This window comes from Sporosarcina sp. GW1-11, assembly GCF_033088395.1.
Taxonomy (GTDB): domain Bacteria; phylum Bacillota; class Bacilli; order Bacillales_A; family Planococcaceae; genus Sporosarcina.
The window spans coordinates 1-18393 of the sequence record NZ_JAPMIW010000005.1 but is presented as its reverse complement, the minus strand read 5'-3'; the positions used below and the strand labels follow the sequence as shown (position 1 = coordinate 18393).

At 39.9% G+C, this 18393-nt stretch carries 16 protein-coding genes; 1 reads left to right on the top strand and 15 read right to left on the bottom strand.

The window, feature by feature from the left end; genetic code table 11:
• The first annotated feature begins 83 nt into the window (after window positions 1-83).
• Window positions 84-704, top strand: a complete 621-nt coding sequence (gene lexA / locus ORD22_RS04850) for a transcriptional repressor LexA (RefSeq protein ID WP_317644783.1) — start codon at window positions 84-86, stop codon at window positions 702-704.
• Between the two features lie 44 nt (window positions 705-748).
• On the opposite strand, the gene ORD22_RS04845 is transcribed toward lexA, so the two are convergent.
• The 15 genes from ORD22_RS04845 to ORD22_RS04775 all read right to left on the bottom strand — a co-directional run bounded on the left by ORD22_RS04845 (window position 749) and on the right by ORD22_RS04775 (window position 18327).
• Window positions 749-2008 (bottom strand): methionine gamma-lyase family protein, encoded by a 1260-nt coding sequence (locus tag ORD22_RS04845; protein ID WP_317644781.1) that lies wholly within the window; start codon window positions 2006-2008, stop codon window positions 749-751.
• 220 nt (window positions 2009-2228) lie between these two features.
• Window positions 2229-2453 carry an RNA chaperone Hfq gene (hfq, locus tag ORD22_RS04840; protein ID WP_317644779.1) on the bottom strand — a complete coding sequence of 75 codons (225 nt, stop codon included), beginning with the start codon at window positions 2451-2453 and terminating at the stop codon, window positions 2229-2231.
• A gap of 41 nt (window positions 2454-2494) precedes the next feature.
• Entirely contained in the window at window positions 2495-3427 is a 933-nt protein-coding gene (gene miaA / locus ORD22_RS04835; RefSeq protein WP_317644777.1) for a tRNA (adenosine(37)-N6)-dimethylallyltransferase MiaA, read from the bottom strand.
• Window positions 3411-4337, bottom strand: coding sequence for an alpha/beta hydrolase (locus ORD22_RS04830; protein ID WP_317644775.1), 927 nt, complete (start codon window positions 4335-4337; stop codon window positions 3411-3413). The genes miaA and ORD22_RS04830 overlap by 17 nt, the downstream gene beginning before the upstream one ends.
• Window positions 4334-5974 (bottom strand): glycerol-3-phosphate dehydrogenase/oxidase, encoded by a 1641-nt coding sequence (locus tag ORD22_RS04825; protein WP_317644773.1) that lies wholly within the window; start codon window positions 5972-5974, stop codon window positions 4334-4336. Before ORD22_RS04825 ends, ORD22_RS04830 begins: the two co-directional genes overlap by 4 nt.
• A 27-nt stretch (window positions 5975-6001) precedes the next feature.
• Window positions 6002-7843 carry a DNA mismatch repair endonuclease MutL gene (mutL, locus tag ORD22_RS04820; protein ID WP_317644771.1) on the bottom strand — a complete coding sequence of 614 codons (1842 nt, stop codon included), beginning with the start codon at window positions 7841-7843 and terminating at the stop codon, window positions 6002-6004.
• 5 nt (window positions 7844-7848) lie between these two features.
• Entirely contained in the window at window positions 7849-10413 is a 2565-nt protein-coding gene (mutS, locus tag ORD22_RS04815; RefSeq protein ID WP_317644768.1) for a DNA mismatch repair protein MutS, read from the bottom strand.
• Between the two features lie 241 nt (window positions 10414-10654).
• Window positions 10655-10885, bottom strand: coding sequence for a hypothetical protein (locus ORD22_RS04810; RefSeq protein ID WP_317644767.1), 231 nt, complete (start codon window positions 10883-10885; stop codon window positions 10655-10657).
• Between the two features lie 801 nt (window positions 10886-11686).
• Complete coding sequence (gene cotE, locus ORD22_RS04805) at window positions 11687-12250, bottom strand: outer spore coat protein CotE (RefSeq protein ID WP_317644766.1); 564 nt, start codon at window positions 12248-12250, stop codon at window positions 11687-11689.
• Window positions 12251-12369: 119 nt separating this feature from the next.
• Entirely contained in the window at window positions 12370-12804 is a 435-nt protein-coding gene (locus ORD22_RS04800; RefSeq protein ID WP_317644765.1) for a YlbF/YmcA family competence regulator, read from the bottom strand.
• Window positions 12804-14351 carry a tRNA (N6-isopentenyl adenosine(37)-C2)-methylthiotransferase MiaB gene (gene miaB, locus ORD22_RS04795; RefSeq protein ID WP_317644764.1) on the bottom strand — a complete coding sequence of 516 codons (1548 nt, stop codon included), beginning with the start codon at window positions 14349-14351 and terminating at the stop codon, window positions 12804-12806. The genes ORD22_RS04800 and miaB overlap by 1 nt, the downstream gene beginning before the upstream one ends.
• Window positions 14352-14507: 156 nt before the next feature.
• On the bottom strand, window positions 14508-14777 hold the full coding sequence (locus ORD22_RS04790; RefSeq protein ID WP_317644763.1) for a stage V sporulation protein S: 270 nt from the start codon (window positions 14775-14777) through the stop codon (window positions 14508-14510).
• Window positions 14778-14869: 92 nt separating this feature from the next.
• Entirely contained in the window at window positions 14870-15667 is a 798-nt protein-coding gene (locus ORD22_RS04785) for a TIGR00282 family metallophosphoesterase (protein ID WP_317644762.1), read from the bottom strand.
• Window positions 15668-15738: 71 nt separating this feature from the next.
• Complete coding sequence (gene rny / locus ORD22_RS04780) at window positions 15739-17298, bottom strand: ribonuclease Y (protein ID WP_317644761.1); 1560 nt, start codon at window positions 17296-17298, stop codon at window positions 15739-15741.
• A gap of 900 nt (window positions 17299-18198) precedes the next feature.
• A complete protein-coding gene (locus ORD22_RS04775) occupies window positions 18199-18327 on the bottom strand; it encodes a hypothetical protein (protein WP_317644760.1) in 129 nt (42 codons plus the stop codon).
• Between the last annotated feature and the right edge of the window lie 66 nt (window positions 18328-18393).

Here is an 18393-nt window from a genome sequence, read left to right as displayed (position 1 = left end):
AGTAATCGAACACATGTTATACTATATTCAAAATAATTGTTTAGTATTCAGCGATTTTTAAACTATTCGAAGAGGTGAATTACTTGAAAAAGATATCTAAAAGACAAGAAGAAATATTAGCATTCATCAAGGATGAAGTGCGATTAAAAGGCTATCCCCCATCCGTACGTGAAATTGGAGAAGCTGTTGGATTAGCATCAAGTTCGACTGTACATGGTCACTTATCGCGTTTAGAAAGTAAAGGTTTCATCCGACGCGACCCGACGAAACCTCGTGCGATAGAAATCTTGGATCCAGAAGGCCTTGACGAATTAAAAAGCGGTGTCATGCATGTACCATTAGTTGGTAAAGTAACTGCTGGTAATCCTATTACAGCCGTTGAAAATATTGAAGAATATTTCCCTCTACCAGATACATTTGGATCTTCAGATGATGAGATCTTCATGCTTGAGATTGTAGGAGATAGTATGATTGAAGCAGGTATATTAAATGGCGACCGAGTAATCGTTAGACAAACACATTCGGCTTCCAACGGAGAAATCGTTGTAGCAATGACTGAAGAAGATGAAGCAACGGTTAAGCGATTCTTTAAAGAAAAGGATTTCTTCCGCTTGCAGCCTGAAAACTCTTCCATGGAACCTATCATCGTAGATAAAGTTTCGATATTAGGTAAAGTCGTTGGTGTCTACCGAATGATCCATTAAAAAAGTGTATCAACTAACCTTCAAAGGTTGTTGATACACTTTTTTTAGACCAGCTTTTTTTCTACTAGTTGCTCCATAGATGTTAGTACAGCTGTTTTTACATGCTCATATGTCAACCCACCCTGAATATATGCTGTATATGGTGGACGGATTGGACCATCAGCCGTCAGTTCAATGCTAGATCCTTGAACAAATGTTCCAGCAGCCATGATGACATCATCTGTATAACCTGGCATATAGGAAGGTTCAGGTGCATAGTGCGCGTTGATTGGAGAATTTTGCTGAATCATTTGGCAAAACGCAATCATTTGCTCAGCATTCGTGAAGTTAACAGATTGAATGAGATCTGTACGCTGTTCGCTATAATGCGGTGTCGTATCCATGCCAAACATTCCGAAAAATGCTGAAGTAAATAAAGCCCCTTTTACTGCTTGGCTCACTACATGCGGTGCCAAGAAAAATCCTTGGTACATTTCAAGCAACGTATCAAGAGAAGCCCCCGCTTCAGCACCTAATCCTGGGGAAGTCATACGATACGCACATTTCTCCACTAACTCTTTTTTACCCGCGATATAACCACCTGTTCTTGCCAAGCCGCCACCCGGGTTTTTTATTAAGGAACCTGCCATCAAGTCTGCTCCTACTTCTGTCGGTTCCTTCATTTCTACGAATTCACCATAGCAGTTATCGACAAAGATAATCACATCTTCTTTAATATTACGGATTTCCTTAATCATCTGCTCTATTTCATGTATGCGGAATGATGGATTACTTGAATATCCTTTAGAACGCTGAATCGCCACGATTTTCGTCTTCGCTGAAATCGCTTCTTTTGCTTTCGCGTAATCCACTGCCCCATCTTCTTTTAAGTCAATATGCTGATAACTAATCTGATAATCTTCTAATGAACCTGTATCCTTACCGTTTCCTGAAATAATGGATTCCAACGTGTCATATGGCTTTCCAGTTATGTATAACAGCTCATCTCCAGGACGTAAAATCCCAAAAAGACTAATCGTAATTGCATGTGTGCCAGAAATGATTTGATTTCTAACTAGACAATCTTCTGATCCAAACACATCGGAATAGACTTGTTCTAGCGTATCTCGTCCACTGTCATCATATCCATAGCCTGTAGATCCAGTTAAGTGAAAGTCGCTTACTTGGTTTTTCTTGAATGCTTGAAGGACTTTACGCTGATTATAAAAAGCAATTTCCTCTATTTTTTTCACATACGGTTCAATAGCTTCTTCAGCCTCTTGTGCTTTCATTAGTAACTCTTCATTAATTGGTGCAATTAGCATGTGTAGTACCTCATTTCATTTTATCCAACTTCTATTTTAGCAGAACGATCGAATTTTCCATAGGAAAGGAAACAAAAAAACAGGCATAGGCCTGTTTTTAGATTTCAGAATAAAAAACGAAAGTGGTAAGTATACCGTTTCACTGCGTTCCAGGTGGATACAAATCTTGTGGGCATACGGTGAACCAACATTATAACCGAAACACGTATTATATACCCATTTATTGTTCTTCTTTTAAATTAACGGGTTTCGCTGGAACATATGTTGAAATCGCGTGCTTGTATATGAGTTGCTGTTTTCCTTCTGATTCGAGCAGCACTGTATAATTATCGTATGACTTAATAAGTCCCTTTAACTGAAAACCATTTAGCAAAAAAACCGTAACAAACGTGTTATTCCTACGTAATGAATTCAAATATATGTCTTGCATATTTCCTTGTTTCATTCAATTGCCTCCCTGTCTTTGTTAGATACATTATTCCCTATTCACTTCTGAAAACCCTCTATAATTTGAAATGTTCTTTTGAATATTTCATTCTTTGACTGATTAGCCTCGACCCATTGAACCGGCAATTTATTGCGGAAGTATGTTAATTGTCTTTTGGCATAGTTTCGTGTATTTTTTTTGACCGCTTCGATTGACTGTTCTCTTGTGACATCCCCATTAAAGTATGAAATGAGTTCTTTGTATCCAATCGCTTGCACGGACTGTGTCTCTCGTATACCTTTATTCCAAAGAGCCTCGACTTCCGAAAATAAACCTGCCTCTACCATCATATCTACCCGTTGATCGATGCGTTCATACAGCAATTCTCTCGGTAAATCTAATCCTATAATGAGATGGTGATACATTGGCTGGTTGCCCTGCTGTTGTTCATGATCTTGTTTCGTGCGGCCTGTCACTTCGAGTATCTCAAGCGCACGAACTAATCGTCTATGATTGTTTGGATGAATACTTTCAGCACTTTTCGGGTCTAATTTTTTCAATCTCGCGAAAAGTTCACTAGCACCGCGCTCATCCAATTCATCTTCTAATCTTTTTCGTACATCAGGATCAGCTGCTTGCTCCGTAAAACGATAATCGAATAATACAGCTTGGATATACATCCCACTTCCACCAACGATGATGGGTAACTTTCCACGGGATTGAATATCCGCAATCCATCCTCTGACAGCTTCTTGGTATTCCGCTACAGAAAAGCTTTCCGTTGGCTCTTTCACATCAAAGAAGTGATGAGGGATTCCTTCCATTTCAGAAGGATGAATTTTAGCTGTTCCGATATCCAATTCCTTATACACTTGCATCGCATCTCCATTAATAATTTCCCCATTTAAAGCAGATGCGAGCGCTGTACTTAGTGCTGTTTTTCCTGAAGCAGTGGGACCTACTATTGCAATAACGTCAATTGGTTCTTTCATTTTGTTTCATCCACCCGACTATATTCTTATACACTTCTTGTCGATTCGTTTCTTGCAGCATTTCATGTCTACCACCTTCATATAAAACGACTTTAACATGTTGCTGATTCGCCTCAATCAATTGCTTGGCAATTTTCCATACACCTTTTGCATTTTCGCCGACCGGGTCTTCAGTACCTGAAACGAATAAAATCGGTAATCCATCAGGTATATTGTGTAAAAACGCAGGTGTCTCAATCGTACGAATTCCTTCAAGTAACAATCGGAACAATTGAGATGTCGGAATAAATCCACACGCTTCATCTTCTTCGTATTCACGAACACTTTCTTTATCATTTGATAGCCATGCAAACGACCCTTCATTAGGGAATTGCTTAGAGTATTCACCGAAAATCATTTGATTTACTAGTTCATCCGATTTCGTTTCTGGAAGACGTTTCTCTCTCCACTTAACAAATGGAAGACCCGCAAGGCTAATCGCTTTAGAATGACTACCCGTTCCTGATAACACAACTTCACGAACAGAATTGCCATACAACTGAATAAAGCGTCTAGCGACGAAGGATCCCATACTATGTCCAAACAATGTAACAGGGAGATGTGGATACTGTTGCTGATAATATTGAATAACTTCAAACGTATCATCCACTAACTGGTCAAACGATGCCGACTCCCCTACGTAGCCATACGGTTGGTCATTTTCTACCGCTGTTTTACCATGTCCTCTTTGATCATGCGCAGTCACTACATAGCCTTGAGATAATAAGTACTCTGTAAATTGGCGATACCGTCCACTATGTTCTGCTAACCCGTGAATGAGATGAACTATTGCCGTTGGATTATCTGTCGGTTCATAACAACTACTGTATATACGTACACCGTCTCTCATTTCAAGAATTTTTTCATTCATTGTCGCGCACGACCTTTCGCTTCTGCAACCGCATTCTTCAAATCATTCAAATGTACAGATTTCTCGATTTCTGTATAGTGCAACAGACTAGCCATATATTCTGTAACCGCGTCAGCAAATGTTTCCACTACGTTAATCTGGAAATATAAATCTCCTTTCCGACGTATAAAGAAATCGCTAGGTGAAGTGACCATCTCGTGATGGATGCTATAAATAATTTCTGCTCGTAGACTAATCGGTAATGGATTTTCTTCCGCTGAAATGAAATGTGCAATTTGGAACACCCGCTCACTATTCCTGCCATAAAAGGAGGCTAAACGAGCACCTTGCTGCTGAGTTAAACCGTACCGTTCGGCTTTGCTTGCTTGTTCTTCAATAAAATGTTGCAACTCTAGGTCATCTGAGAAATCACTACCTGAAACCGGGATGTTTTTCGTATTACAAGGAACGCTATCTGGTTTCGGCACTCTTTTCTCTATCTTGTCGACAATTACTTCTGCCATTTGTCGATACCCAGTCAATTTTCCACCAGCAATCGTTAGTAAGCCAGGGACCGTTTCCCACACTTCATCTCGACGCGATATTTCAGATGCATCTTTACCTTCTTGGGCAATTAACGGACGGATACCAGCCCATGTTGACTCTACATCGTTACGTTTTAACTGCACAGCCGGAAAAATCTCATTAACTGCATCTACAATATATTGAATATCCTCTTCGGTAGCTGTAGGATGCAGCTTATCTTCCGAATAAAAAGTATCTGTCGTACCGATATATGTTTTATGATCACGTGGAATCGCAAACAACATACGTTCATCGGTGTTATCAAAGTAGATTGCCTGCTGTAACGGAAAGATCGATTGATCAACTACGATATGCACGCCTTTCGTAATATGAAGCTTTTTATCATGCGTACTGTTCACTTTTTTCTGTAGTTCATCTACCCATGGACCTGTTGCATTAATCACGACTGATGCTCCTACAGAAAATCTTTCCCCAGTCAATTGGTCGCTCAGCACAGCACCGACAACTGCATCTTTCTCAAAATTAAACTGTTCACATTTAACGTAATTCAGGCAAATCGCGCCTTTTTCAGCTGCTTTTTTCAGCACTTCAATTGTTAAACGTGCATCATCCGTCTGATACTCCACATAATGACCGCCACCTAACAAATGCGCCTTCTTAAGCAATGGCTCACGTGCCAACGTTTCTTCCTTCGTCAGCATTTCACGACGTTCTGCATGTTTTACACCTGCAAGCAAATCATAAACGAGTAATCCAACCGACGTAGAATACTTACCATAAGTTCCTTTTTTATAAATCGGCAATAACATCGGTCGCGGTTTAGTAATATTACGAGAGTTTCGATAGACAATCTCTCGTTCTTTACCCGTTTCTGCTACAATTTTAACTTCCAATTGCTTTAGATAACGCAAACCACCATGGACTAGTTTCGTCGAACGGCTTGATGTACCTGCCGCAAAATCTTGCATATCAACTAACGCTACCGAAAATCCCCTTGCCGCTGCATCGAGTGCAATACCTGCTCCCGTAATTCCTCCACCCACTACTAATACGTCAAATGAATAGTCCCTTAACTTCTGAATTCTGCTTGGTCTTTCAATCGTTGAAAACATCTAATCGCTCCTCTCTGATCTACTACCTTACATTACCCGTTTAAACATCTTTTCTAATTCATAGGTCGTAAAATGTATCAGTACCGGACGGCCGTGCGGACACGTATACGGATTATGGCATTCGCCTAAATCATTCAATAAACGTTCCATATCAGCTTGTGTCAAATAATAATTTGCTTTTATAGATTTTTTACAACTCATTAAAATTGCGCTTTCTTCACGAAGTTTTTCTACATCAACTTTGCGGCTATGTAACACTTGCTCAATCATCTCTTCAATAATCGTAGTCGCTTGTCCCTCAGGAAACCAAGACGGGTATTCTTTAACTGTATACGTAGCCGGTCCGAAAGCTTCTAGAAATATCCCTACACGTTCCAGGGCGTCTTTACATTCTTCAATCTTCAACTGCTCATCGGCAGAATAATGAAAGACGAGTGGCAATAGCAGTTGTTGACGTTCATCAGCATTTACTTGGCCTAATTTGACCTTAAAATACTCATATTTGATACGTTCCTGCGCCGCATGCTGATCAATCAAGTAAAAACCATCTTCATTTTGTGCGACGATATACGTACCGTGCACTTGTCCAATAGGAACGATGGATGGAAATTTATTATCCATTGTAACTTGCGTTTCAATAGTGTGCTCTAGTTCATTTTTCGGAAGCACTTCCGGTTCTACAGTCGATTGTTCAAATATCTCGTGTGGAAATGACAACTCCTCTTTTTCTTGCAAAGGACTTTCCATAGTGGAAGCCGGCTCTTCATATGCCTGAACAGGTTGTACTTCTTCTTGTGTATTACGTATCCATGGCTTCCAAATGGATTGTTGTTCAGAGTCTGTTTTCACTTTCTTCTCTTTCTTAATCGCGTCAGGAATAATCGATACTCCAGAAATCGCTTCACGCACAGCATCTTTTATGAGCGATAATAGCTCACCTTCTTTGCTGATTCGTATATGTCGTTTCGCCGGATGAACGTTGACGTCGGTTAACATGGGATCTGCTGTAATATTGACAACAGCGATTGGAAAACGACCAATTGGTAAGTACGTATGCATCGCATCAATGAGTGACTGTGTGCCTGCATAACTCTTAATCCAGCGACCATTCATCAACAAAGAAATATAGTTTTTAGATGCTCTGGTCATTTCCGGTAGCGTAACAAAGCCATTGACGTGAAAATCTGCATTTTCTTTCTCGAACGGCACCATCTTGCGCGCCACTTGTATGCCGTAAATATCCGATAATACTTTCAATAAGTCTCCTGATCCTGTTGTTCGAAGCACTTGATGTTGATCATGCGTTAAGGTGAATGCAATATTTGGATGACTTAATGCAAGTCGATTAAGTAAATCAATTGTATGTCCAAGTTCTGTTTGAATTGTTTTCATATATTTTAAACGCGCAGGTGTATTGTAAAACAGTTGTTGCACTAGAAAATCTGTCCCTTTTCTCAGCGCTCCCGCTTCATGTTTCAGCACTTTTCCGCCTTCGATTTCGACTACAGTTCCTTGGTGTTCACCGTCAGACGTCCATAAAGAAACTTTTGAAACAGCCGCTATACTAGCTAATGCTTCCCCACGGAAACCAAGCGTTCGAATGCGGAAAAGATCATGTTCATTTGAAATTTTACTTGTCGCGTGACGTTCAAAGCAGCGAATCGCATCTGTTTCAGACATACCGTTACCATTATCTGTTACACGTATGGAAGTGAGACCGGCTTCTTCAAGAGATATTTCAATTTTCGTACTCGCCGCATCAATCGCATTTTCCACCAATTCTTTGACGATTGAAGCAGGTCGCTCTACTACTTCTCCCGCTGCGATCTTATTGGCTAACGTATCTTCCATGATGTGAATATGATTCATTTGCTTCAACCTTTCATTTCTAGAGATAGTCGTTCCTTCCAATCAGCTATTTTCTGCATCGTCTGCATAGGTGTCATATTGAATAAGTCTACAGATTGTATTTCCTCAAGTAATCGTTTTTGTTCTGTTGATATCTCTTCTTCACTAGAAGGTTCAAATAAAGCAAGTTGCTCTGATACTACAGAGGTATCACTCGACATACTCTCTTCTTCAAAACGTGCTAATAAATTTCTCGCTCGTTCTACTAGTTCCGAGGGAAGACCTGCTAATTCCGCAACATGAATACCGTAACTTCGATCCGCCGCTCCTGGTAATACTTTATGCAAAAATACTACTTTACCGTTTTGCTCTTTCGCAGCCACATGGACATTCAGTAAACGCGCTAGAACATCTTCAAGCTTCGTTAGCTCATGATAATGCGTGGAGAATAACGTGTTGGCCCCTATTTCTTCATGAATATGCTCCATCATCGCTTGCGCTAGTGCCATCCCATCATAAGTTGACGTACCACGACCGATTTCATCAAACAGTAGTAAACTTCTAGAAGTAGCATGAGCGATTGCGTATTGGGATTCCATCATTTCCATCATGAATGTACTTTGACCGGAAGCTACATCGTCTGCCGCTCCTATACGTGTGAAAATTTGATCGGTAATCGGCAACTCTGCTTTTTCACAAGGAACAAAACAACCGATTTGTGCCATGACTACTGTGAGCGCGACTTGCCTCATATACGTACTTTTACCAGACATATTTGGACCTGTAATGAGTAACATGTTACTGGTAGAAGCGAGTGTACAAGAGTTCGGGATATATAATGAATGATTCATCATTTTCTCGACTACAGGATGTCTGCCGTTTTGAATATCCACAGCCCGTCCATCATGGAATACTGGTCGGACGTATTGATTTTTTTCCGATACTTTTGCAAAAGAAAGCAACACATCTAATTCACTTATAACTGATGCTAACTGTTGAATTCGTTTAACGTCTTTTTTTACACGCTCACGAATCTCTTGGAATAAGTCCATTTCAAGCGTTAGACTATCTGCCTCTGCATTTAAAATTAATTCTTCTTTTTCTTTCAGCTCGGTCGTTATGTAGCGTTCTGCATTAGCTAACGTTTGTTTTCGCTCATAGCGTGTCATATCAGCCAAATGTACATTCGATTTCGTAATTTCGATGTAATAACCAAAGATGCGATTATAGCCAATTTTTAATGTTTTAATACCAGTTGCTAGACGCTCTTTTTGCTCCAGCTCCGCTAACCACTGTTTTCCATTACGTGATGCATCACGTAACTGATCTAATTTGTCGTTATAGCCATCTTTAATAACACCGCCATCTTTACTCGTTAACGGTGGATTTTCTGCAATTGCTTCTGCTAGTAACTGAAAGGTCTCTTCACACGGATCCATTTGATCAGCATATTTTTCTAACATCGGCCGTTTCGATTCTTTCAAAAGTTGTTTCATTTTTGGTACATGCGTCAATGAATTCCGAAGTTGTGCTAAATCGCGAGCGCTTGCACTTCCCATTGAAATTCTGCCTGCCAAACGTTCTAGATCATAGACGTCTTGTAGTTCTTCAGCTAATTCTTCACGCAAGAAAAATTCATCGATTAAATTGCTCACGGTTTCTAGTCGATCTTCAATCGCTTGACGTTGCGCCAGCGGCTGATGAATCCACATTCTCAATTTCCGTGCGCCCATCGCAGTCACAGTTTCATCGAGCACCCAAAACAACGTGCCTTCCTTTTTACCAGAACGAATCGTCTGAACAAGTTCTAGGTTGCGCATGGAGTTCGCATCAATAGATAACTTCGCGTCTTTTTCTATATAAATGAAAGGACGAATATGATCAAACATCATTTTCTGCATTCGCATCACATACGACTGTAACTTGCGACAAGCTTCTTGTAGTGATTCTGGAAGGTGGATATACGTATCTTGGCCAACTGTTTGCTTCTCGCCACTTTCAATTGATAGCATAATTTCACGACTCTCAAACATTTCTTGCAAGATAACATGGAGCTGCTCGTCTACTACGATTTCTTTCATGTGAAGTGATTCAATTTCCGCAAGTAATGTACGTTCCGCTCCTTCAATCAACTCTACTTTGCCTTCACCCGTTCCGACATCCAAATAGGCTAATACATAACTTTGGTCGCCTATGCGATCAATCGCACCAATAAAATGATTGGCTTCCACATCAATCGTTTTTCCTTCTGTTAAAGTACCTGGCGTAATCACTTTGACGACTTCACGCTTGACAATTCCTTTGACGGATCGCGGATCTTCCATTTGTTCACATATAGCTACTTTATGACCTTTTCGAATTAATGTTTCTATATAACCAGTAGCCGAATGATATGGAATACCACACATTGGAATGCGAGTTTTTGCTGCCGAATCTCTACTAGTTAACGTAATTTCTAAAATAGCAGATGCATTTATCGCATCTTCAAAAAACATTTCATAGAAATCTCCAAGACGGAAAAATAGAAAAGCATCCGTATATTGTTCTTTAATTTTTAAATATTGTTGCATCATTGGTGTGTGTTGAGACATGATAAACCCTCTTTTACTCGTTCATTTTCTTTTCATTATAACAAACCCCGTAAGCGTACACGAATCAAAAGGGGCTTAGGTAGTTATTTACCATTAACAGGTTTCCGTTTATAGACAAATCATTTTACAATTCCAAAAAACCATTCTGAACAAAGTCTGTTTGAATGGTTTGTCTTATTGGAAAGGTATTCAGCTTGAAAAGTGCTTGAAATTTTTTGTCATATGCCACAAACGCACCCAATTACTGAGCAGCATTATTAGGAAAAAGTTTATTACCTATCAAACCACCGACTAAGGCTGAAACTCCAGCAATTACAACAAATACAATACTGCTTCTTTCAGGAATTAAATATTCTACTAACGAAAGCACTACTACAACAAATAGTGTTGTAATTAATACCATTCCAATACTTCCTCTTTTAATAATAATCACTCCGATATTTAGAATACTTTCTTCAGCTATTGCACCCATATATGGGATAGCGGTTGGAACCCGTTGATCTGCACTACAGCCGGACGCGTTCTGGAGGGCGGTGAACCACACCCCTCCGCTTCGCTGGGTGTTTCACCTGTCCCGCTAATCCTCCCAGAGTCGCCGGCTTCCGCTCCGATCAACTAAGCGAGTGCTTCTGAACCTATTCCACAATCGCCCCCGTTTGAAGAAAAAACTGCTTAAAACCGTTTTATTCCAGTTATGTTTTCCGTTTAGAAACGAGATGTATTAAAAATGTTATGATTACAGAGTTTTGTATAGCTAAAACACTAATACCAATAAAAACCTCGTCACCATTTCCAATACGCAATACTCCACCCAAAAACATAAAACTAATAAATGCCAAAATCATTAACCCAATAAAGATTAGGACATGCTTCAATTGAATCTCCCCCCTATATTATCTGACCTGTTAGGTGCGCAGCGGTTGTTCAATTAACGCCCCTGATTACTGATTAATGGTATCCATTTTCTTTTCAATTCTATCGAGTTGCTTTTTTTCGTTTATTACTAGAACGAATCAGTAAAAAAATCAAGACAATAATCATCACTATAAAACGAAGTGAAATCAGTGTAAATACGATATCACCTAAGTTAATTGTGTTATTGATAGAATCTAAATTAATTTTCTCTCTCCTTCTAATTCTAATAAATTGACCCGTTAGCTGAACATACAACTTATCTATTAACATTATTGTACCATATTTCCAAAATTGCCTAGATCAGTAATCGTCTTCACTATTTTAAACCGAAATAAAAAGCCGGGGAAAATACCGGCTTTTAGAATGGGGAATCTTTTCTTTGGTTTGGATGATTCGGATGATGTGGTTGTTCTTTCTTAGGTGCTTCCTTAGGCTTCTTTTCTTCCATAACGATCGAGGATGATTCCACTGCCATTGGCCATTCTTCGTCATATGGATGCGGATGAATCGTTACTGAAACTTTTGTTTCACCTACCATCTCAACCAATAATTCTCTTTCAATGGAGATTAAGAAGTTTTGTCCGCATTCGGAGATGCTCGCTTCTGTACAGTTCGGGTGCTGCAATACAGTAACAATCGTTTCTTCTTTACTCGATGTCGGCTCATCTCTATAATGCAAAGCAATTTTGTCTTTGTACGGAACGGACTCCGTAAACACAGACGTTTTAGAATGATCATGATGAGAGTACCAAACATTGACATCGAAACTACCTGTCACTTCTACATGTTTGCCTACCTTTTTCGATTGATGTGTGTGGTTGATCACCCAACAACCTAAAATACTGGAAGGACGATTGGGCGGCTTCAACGTCACAGTAGACTCTGATCGATGCTTCCCTTTGGCAATAACAGCTTTCGTCACAATTTGTCGTAAGTTTTTCAGTTTTCTTCCTCCTTCTTAGGCTTCTATCCATCCTATGCAACAGCGACCCAAAAATTGAAAAAAATCGGCAAGGAATTTATCCTTTACCGATTTTTTATTTAAGAAAGTGATTTATGTGATGTATTTTCAACATATGAACCTGTTTCACCACGTAATACATCGCCACCAGTAGATTCAATAATTTCATCCGTTACACTGTTTGCGATCGTGTTCGAAACTAATTGCAGTAAATTATTTACTTCAACCTGAGACTGTTTAAATTCTTGTACTAATGGAACCGCGTCAATTTCGTCTTGAATTTGCTCGATTTTCTTTTCAATTGCTTTTAATGCACGCTCTTTTTCGTAATGTTGGAAGTTTACTGCTTGTGTTTGAAGTGATTTCAAACTAGCAATTTTTTCACGTACTTTTTGATTTTCATTAATCTGAGCTTCTGCACGTTTATAAAAATCTACTTCTTCTGTATTTGCTAACATATGTGCCAAATCACGTGCTTTTTCAATAATTTCGTCTTTCGTGTATCGCTTTTCCATTATGCCATCACCTTATCCTCTTTTACTACTCCGATGAACTCGCCATCGAGTGACCATGTTTTTGCTTCTTTAATACGAACTTCCACAATCTCACCAATGACAGAACGCGGGGCTCTGAAATTCACTAATTTGCTTTTCTCCGTATAGCCAGCAAGAACTTCTGGATTTTTTTTACTTTCACCTTCTACAAGCACTCTTACAATTTGATCTTGATATGGCTTCATTGCTTTTGCAGACATATCATTAACTAACTTATTCAAGCGCTGCAATCGCTCTTTCTTGACTTCCATTGGGACATTATCTTGCATCTTCGCGGCTGGTGTACCTTCACGTGGTGAGTATATATAAGTAAACGCCATATCAAAGCCTACTTCACGATACAGTGACATCGTTTCTTCAAATTGCTCATCTGTTTCATTTGGGAATCCTACGATAATGTCCGTTGTAAGAGACGCGTTCGGAATCGCTTTACGAATTTTATCAACAAGTTCCAAATAACTTTCTCGCGTATACTTACGAGCCATGATTTTCAATATCTCACTTGAACCTGATTGAACGGGCAGATGAATATGGTCGACTAAATTTCCACCTTTAGCAAGAACTTCGATTAAATGATCGTCAAAGTCGCGTGGGTGACTAGTTGTAAAGCGAATTCTTGGAATATCAATCTTTCGTAGATCATCCATCAAATTACCTAGTCTATAGTCGATATCGTCAAAATCCTTACCGTATGCGTTAACGTTTTGACCGAGTAACGTAATCTCTTTATAACCTTCTGCTGCCAGCTGACGAACTTCTTGAATAATATCTTGTGGTCTCCGGCTACGCTCTTTACCGCGTGTATAAGGAACAATACAGTACGTGCAAAACTTATCGCAACCGTACATAATATTGACCCAGCCTTTTATATTATCCCTGCGGACTTTTGGCAAGTTTTCAATGACGTCGCCTTCTTTTGACCACACTTCAATAACCATCTCTTTAGACATATACGCTTCATGCAAAATCTGTGGTAATCGATGAATATTATGTGTTCCAAAAATCATATCTACCTGGTCATATGTTTTTAAAATCTTCTTCACGACAGATTCTTCTTGTGACATACAACCACAAACGCCTATTAATAAATCAGGTTTACTGAGTTTAAGCGGCTTTAAGTGACCTAGTTCACCAAACACTCTATTTTCCGCGTTTTCACGAATTGCACATGTGTTTAATAAAATGACGTTAGCTTCTTTAACGTTGTCTGTCCATTCATAACCAAGCGCCATGAATATACCAGACATTACTTCTGTATCATGTTCATTCATTTGGCAACCAAAAGTTTGGATATGGAATTTGCGGTCTTGTCCCATTCCTTTAAAACGTGAATCTATTTGAAAGTTGTCATGATATTCCACTTCTTCTTTCCCACGTTTTTTTGCATCTTTTAGAGATGGTCCACTATATACCGACTCAAAATATTTACTATAATCTTTTTCGGTTGTTTTTTGTTTTGATGCGTCTCCGGTTGCAAGCCCAGCCTGTAAGCGCTGTTCTTCATTCATTGTTGTAGCCCCTTTCTATTACTTATCGGGATATAAGCATACATGATGTTATTATACTGAACTTTTGTTAGTTATGATAGTGAAGGGCTAAATTGTTGCTTGTTTGTCATGAAAAAAAGACCACGGTATGTAACTACCGTGACCTCGTGTGAACATTCACTTTCGCTCTTTTCTTTCAATAAGCAATTTAAGTGCTGTCCGTCCTTCGCCATTGATTTCGATATCGGTGAAGGCGGGAGCGCATACTAGATCTCCCCCACTGGGTGCTACGAAGCCTCTTGCAATAGCAATTGCTTTGATTGCTTGATTCAGTGCGCCTGCTCCAACTGCTTGGATTTCTGCATAACCTTGCTCACGAATGACCGCAACTAGTGCACCTGCTACGGAGTTCGGGTTAGATCGGGAAGATACTTTTAAGGGACTCACGATATTTCCTCCTTATTTTGCAATGTCTATGGAAAGAGTGTTTTCCATAAATCATCCTATGATAGCTAAAGAGGAATTAGACACTGATTGGATTAGTTTGTAAACGGATGATCTTCGTTAATTCGAATACGCTCAATTTTAAGTGCTTTTCCTGTCTTGTCATCTAATTCTACAAACATACCGTTCAGCTGTGGCCGTCCACTTTTCGGTACTTCAAATCGTGTCGGCAAGTTGGTATAGAAGCGATAAAGTACATCTTCTTTTTTCATTCCAAGTATTTCATCATAAGGGCCTGTCATACCAGCATCTGTTAAATAAGCAGTTCCCCCCGGAAGAATACGATCATCCGCAGTCTGTACATGCGTATGCGTTCCAACTACGACAGATACTTTACCATCCAAGTGCCAGCCCATCGCAATTTTTTCGCTTGTAGCTTCTGCGTGAAAGTCCACGAATACTAACGGTGATGTTTCCAATGCTTCTTCCACTAATTCATCTGCTTTCGCAAACGGATCGTCATGAGGCGGTAAAAACGTACGACCATGTAAGTTAATGACAGAAAGTGTCACACCATTTTTCGTAATAGTTGTCATCCCTTTTCCTGGCGCCGCTTCAGAAAAGTTCGCTGGTCGAATCAAATAATCTACTTCATCAATAAAATCATATATTTCGCGCTGATCCCATGTGTGATTACCCATTGTTATGACGTCCACACCTGCGTGCAATAAATCATGATAAATTGCTTTTGTAATCCCTCTACCTGAAGCTGCATTTTCTCCATTGGCAATGATTACATCTGCTTGATATTTTCTTTTCAGACGAGATAAATAATCAATTACCATTTCTCGCCCCATAGATCCAACAATATCTCCAATAAATAGTACTTTCATCTACTAAAACCTCTTTCCAAAATGAAAACAGCTTCCAAACGAACCGGAAGCTGTTTTTTTATAAATTTTCTTTATTTTGCATACTCCACTGCACGGGTCTCCCGTATGACCGTCACTTTAATATGCCCTGGATAGTTCAATTCTTCTTCAATTTGCTTTCGAATATCCCGTGCCAAACGATGGGCTGTAATATCATCAATTTGATCTGGACGAACAATGATTCGAACTTCACGTCCTGCTTGGATCGCAAATGATTTTTCAACACCTTCATAGGATTCAGAAATTTCTTCAAGCTTTTGAAGACGTTTAATATAGTTCTCCAATGTCTCACTACGCGCTCCTGGTCTTGCGGCAGATAGTGCATCCGCTGCTGCGACTAGTACTGCAATAACAGACGTTGCTTCTTCGTCACCGTGGTGAGAAGCAATACTGTTGATGACGACTGGATGTTCTTTATATTTTGTCGCTAACTCGACACCGATTTGTACGTGACTGCCTTCTACTTCATGATCGATTGCTTTACCGATATCATGCAGTAAGCCTGCACGTCTCGCTAGTGTCACGTCTTCTCCAAGCTCCGCTGCTAGCAAACCTGATAAATAGGCTACTTCGATTGAATGCTTTAAGACGTTTTGTCCATAACTTGTACGGAAGTGTAGACGACCTAAGATTTTGATCATATCCGGATGTAAGTTGTGAACGCCAACATCGAATGTTGTTTGTTCTCCCTTTTCTCGAATTAGTTCGTCCACTTCTCTTCTAGACTTGTCTACCATTTCTTCGATACGTGCTGGATGAATTCTTCCATCCTGAACCAATTTCTCTAGTGTCAATCTAGCGGTTTCTCTCCGAATCGGATCAAAGCCTGAAAGAATGACCGCTTCCGGTGTATCGTCGATAATTAAATCGATACCCGTCAATGTTTCAAGTGTCCTGATGTTTCTTCCTTCGCGACCAATGATACGACCTTTCATTTCGTCATTTGGTAAGTTGACGACTGAGACTGTCGTTTCAGCAACATGATCTGCTGCAAATCGCTGCAAGGCAAGTGATAGAATTTCTCTAGCTTTACGCTCAGCTTCTTCTTTTGCACGTTGTTCAGATTCTTTGGTCATGACCGCAATATCAGTGGATAATTCTTCTTCTACATCATCCAATATGACACGTTTCGCTTCATCTCTAGTTAATGAAGAAATTCTTTCTAACTCCGTCTTCTGAGTCGCAACGAATTCTTCCGCTTTGCGTTCCATCTCTTCAATATGCTGTTGTCTTTCTAAAAGCGCATCTTCTTTGCGTTCTAGACTTGCTTCTCGTTTATTGAGCGCATCATCCTTGCGATCAAGGTTTTCTTCACGCTGTAAGAGACGGTTTTCTTGTTTCTGTAATTCCGTCCTTCTCTCACGGACTTCTGCTTCCGCTTCAATTCGTAGTTCGTGAGTTTCATCTTTCGCTTCTAATAGTGCCTCTTTTTTCACTGACTCCGCTTCACGCTTCGCCTCTTCGACGATTTGATTCGCTGTTTGCTTGGCACCAGTCACTTTTGAATCATTCACATTTTTCAATATAAAAAAGCTAACAACTGCACCGACGATGAGACTTAGCAACACGGAGATGAGTATTTCAACACCCATTGAGGTCACCTCCTCCTGCTTATTCTTTTCTTTTCAGTCGGCTCGTATAATCAATTTTGCCACGGCGAATCTGTTTCACTAACCCTTTTACCAGACCAACCTGGTAATGTCCCGACTATCTGTGAACACGCCGAAAGCTTTAACTTAATCCAAAGGGTATGTGACCCAGCTGTTTCGGGACGTTGTGACATTCATTCTACTAATTTTTTAGATAAGCTTCGTGTTTGCTGAATTAAGTTAAAATCAACATACTGCCAAAAACAATTCGTTGTTTTGAGTAATATTAGGCATATAGAATACACCACTTTTATTGTATAGCTGTAATTTTAATGTGTCAAGGAATGATGAATGAAATTCGGCACCTAAGATAACTTTGGCAATAATTTTTACAATACATTACTAAAGAACAGCCTTTGAACTTACTAATAATAGAAAAAGAGACAACTGTGTTCAACAGTAAACTTGCTCCGGCGCTGGCGTTTTGTAAAATTCTAGACATTTCATAATACCTCTGTATATAGTGAAGTATTTCTTCACTGTACACACTTCGGCGCTGGCGGATGGCTCCCGCAATAAGCCAGATAGGAAGGGCGCCTTTCTGTCTTATTGCTCCGCCTACCGCTTGTAAGGCGCCTTCGTTTAGTGAGGAGAAGTAAGTAGCATAGTACGTTGAAGTCTAATAGTGAACTTTTACTAAGTACCAAAGTCTACCAAGACTACACTGTACTCAAAAGCGAAGGCACAACTGCGGGGTCGGCCGAAGCAAAGAGACGACTAGCGTGAACTTCCGCTAGCCGGCTCTTTGTGGGAGGCAATCCCCCACGTGCCGCAGCGGTGTTAGTAAGCCGACCTTTACTAACTTCAGTAACATAAAAAAGTCGAGCGACGACACATTACTAACTAGTAGTAAGTCCCAGACACATCAATCCGCTTCTGTATGTAGAAAAGTAATTCGTCACTGAACCCACTTCGGCGCTGGCGGATGGCTCCCGCAATAAGCCAGATAGGAAGGGCACCTATCTGTCTCATCGCTCCGCCTACCGCTTGTAAGGCGCCTTCGTTTAGTTAGGAAAATAAATAGCATTGTACATTGAA

What these genes read in the sequence shown, in the direction of transcription:
- ORD22_RS04845 (WP_317644781.1), bottom strand. Translation starts at nt 2,008, where the DNA reads ATGCTAATTGCACCAATTAATGAAGAGTTACTAATGAAAGCACAAGAG.
- hfq (WP_317644779.1), bottom strand. Translation starts at nt 2,453, where the DNA reads ATGAAACAAGGAAATATGCAAGACATATATTTGAATTCATTACGTAGG.
- miaA (WP_317644777.1), bottom strand. Translation starts at nt 3,427, where the DNA reads ATGAAAGAACCAATTGACGTTATTGCAATAGTAGGTCCCACTGCTTCA.
- ORD22_RS04830 (WP_317644775.1), bottom strand. Translation starts at nt 4,337, where the DNA reads ATGAATGAAAAAATTCTTGAAATGAGAGACGGTGTACGTATATACAGT.
- ORD22_RS04825 (WP_317644773.1), bottom strand. Translation starts at nt 5,974, where the DNA reads ATGTTTTCAACGATTGAAAGACCAAGCAGAATTCAGAAGTTAAGGGAC.
- mutL (WP_317644771.1), bottom strand. Translation starts at nt 7,843, where the DNA reads ATGAATCATATTCACATCATGGAAGATACGTTAGCCAATAAGATCGCA.
- mutS (WP_317644768.1), bottom strand. Translation starts at nt 10,413, where the DNA reads ATGTCTCAACACACACCAATGATGCAACAATATTTAAAAATTAAAGAA.
- ORD22_RS04810 (WP_317644767.1), bottom strand. Translation starts at nt 10,885, where the DNA reads ATGGGTGCAATAGCTGAAGAAAGTATTCTAAATATCGGAGTGATTATT.
- ORD22_RS04800 (WP_317644765.1), bottom strand. Translation starts at nt 12,804, where the DNA reads ATGGAAAAGCGATACACGAAAGACGAAATTATTGAAAAAGCACGTGAT.
- miaB (WP_317644764.1), bottom strand. Translation starts at nt 14,351, where the DNA reads ATGAATGAAGAACAGCGCTTACAGGCTGGGCTTGCAACCGGAGACGCA.
- ORD22_RS04785 (WP_317644762.1), bottom strand. Translation starts at nt 15,667, where the DNA reads ATGAAAGTACTATTTATTGGAGATATTGTTGGATCTATGGGGCGAGAA.
- rny (WP_317644761.1), bottom strand. Translation starts at nt 17,298, where the DNA reads ATGGGTGTTGAAATACTCATCTCCGTGTTGCTAAGTCTCATCGTCGGT.
- ORD22_RS04775 (WP_317644760.1), bottom strand. Translation starts at nt 18,327, where the DNA reads ATGAGACAGATAGGTGCCCTTCCTATCTGGCTTATTGCGGGAGCCATC.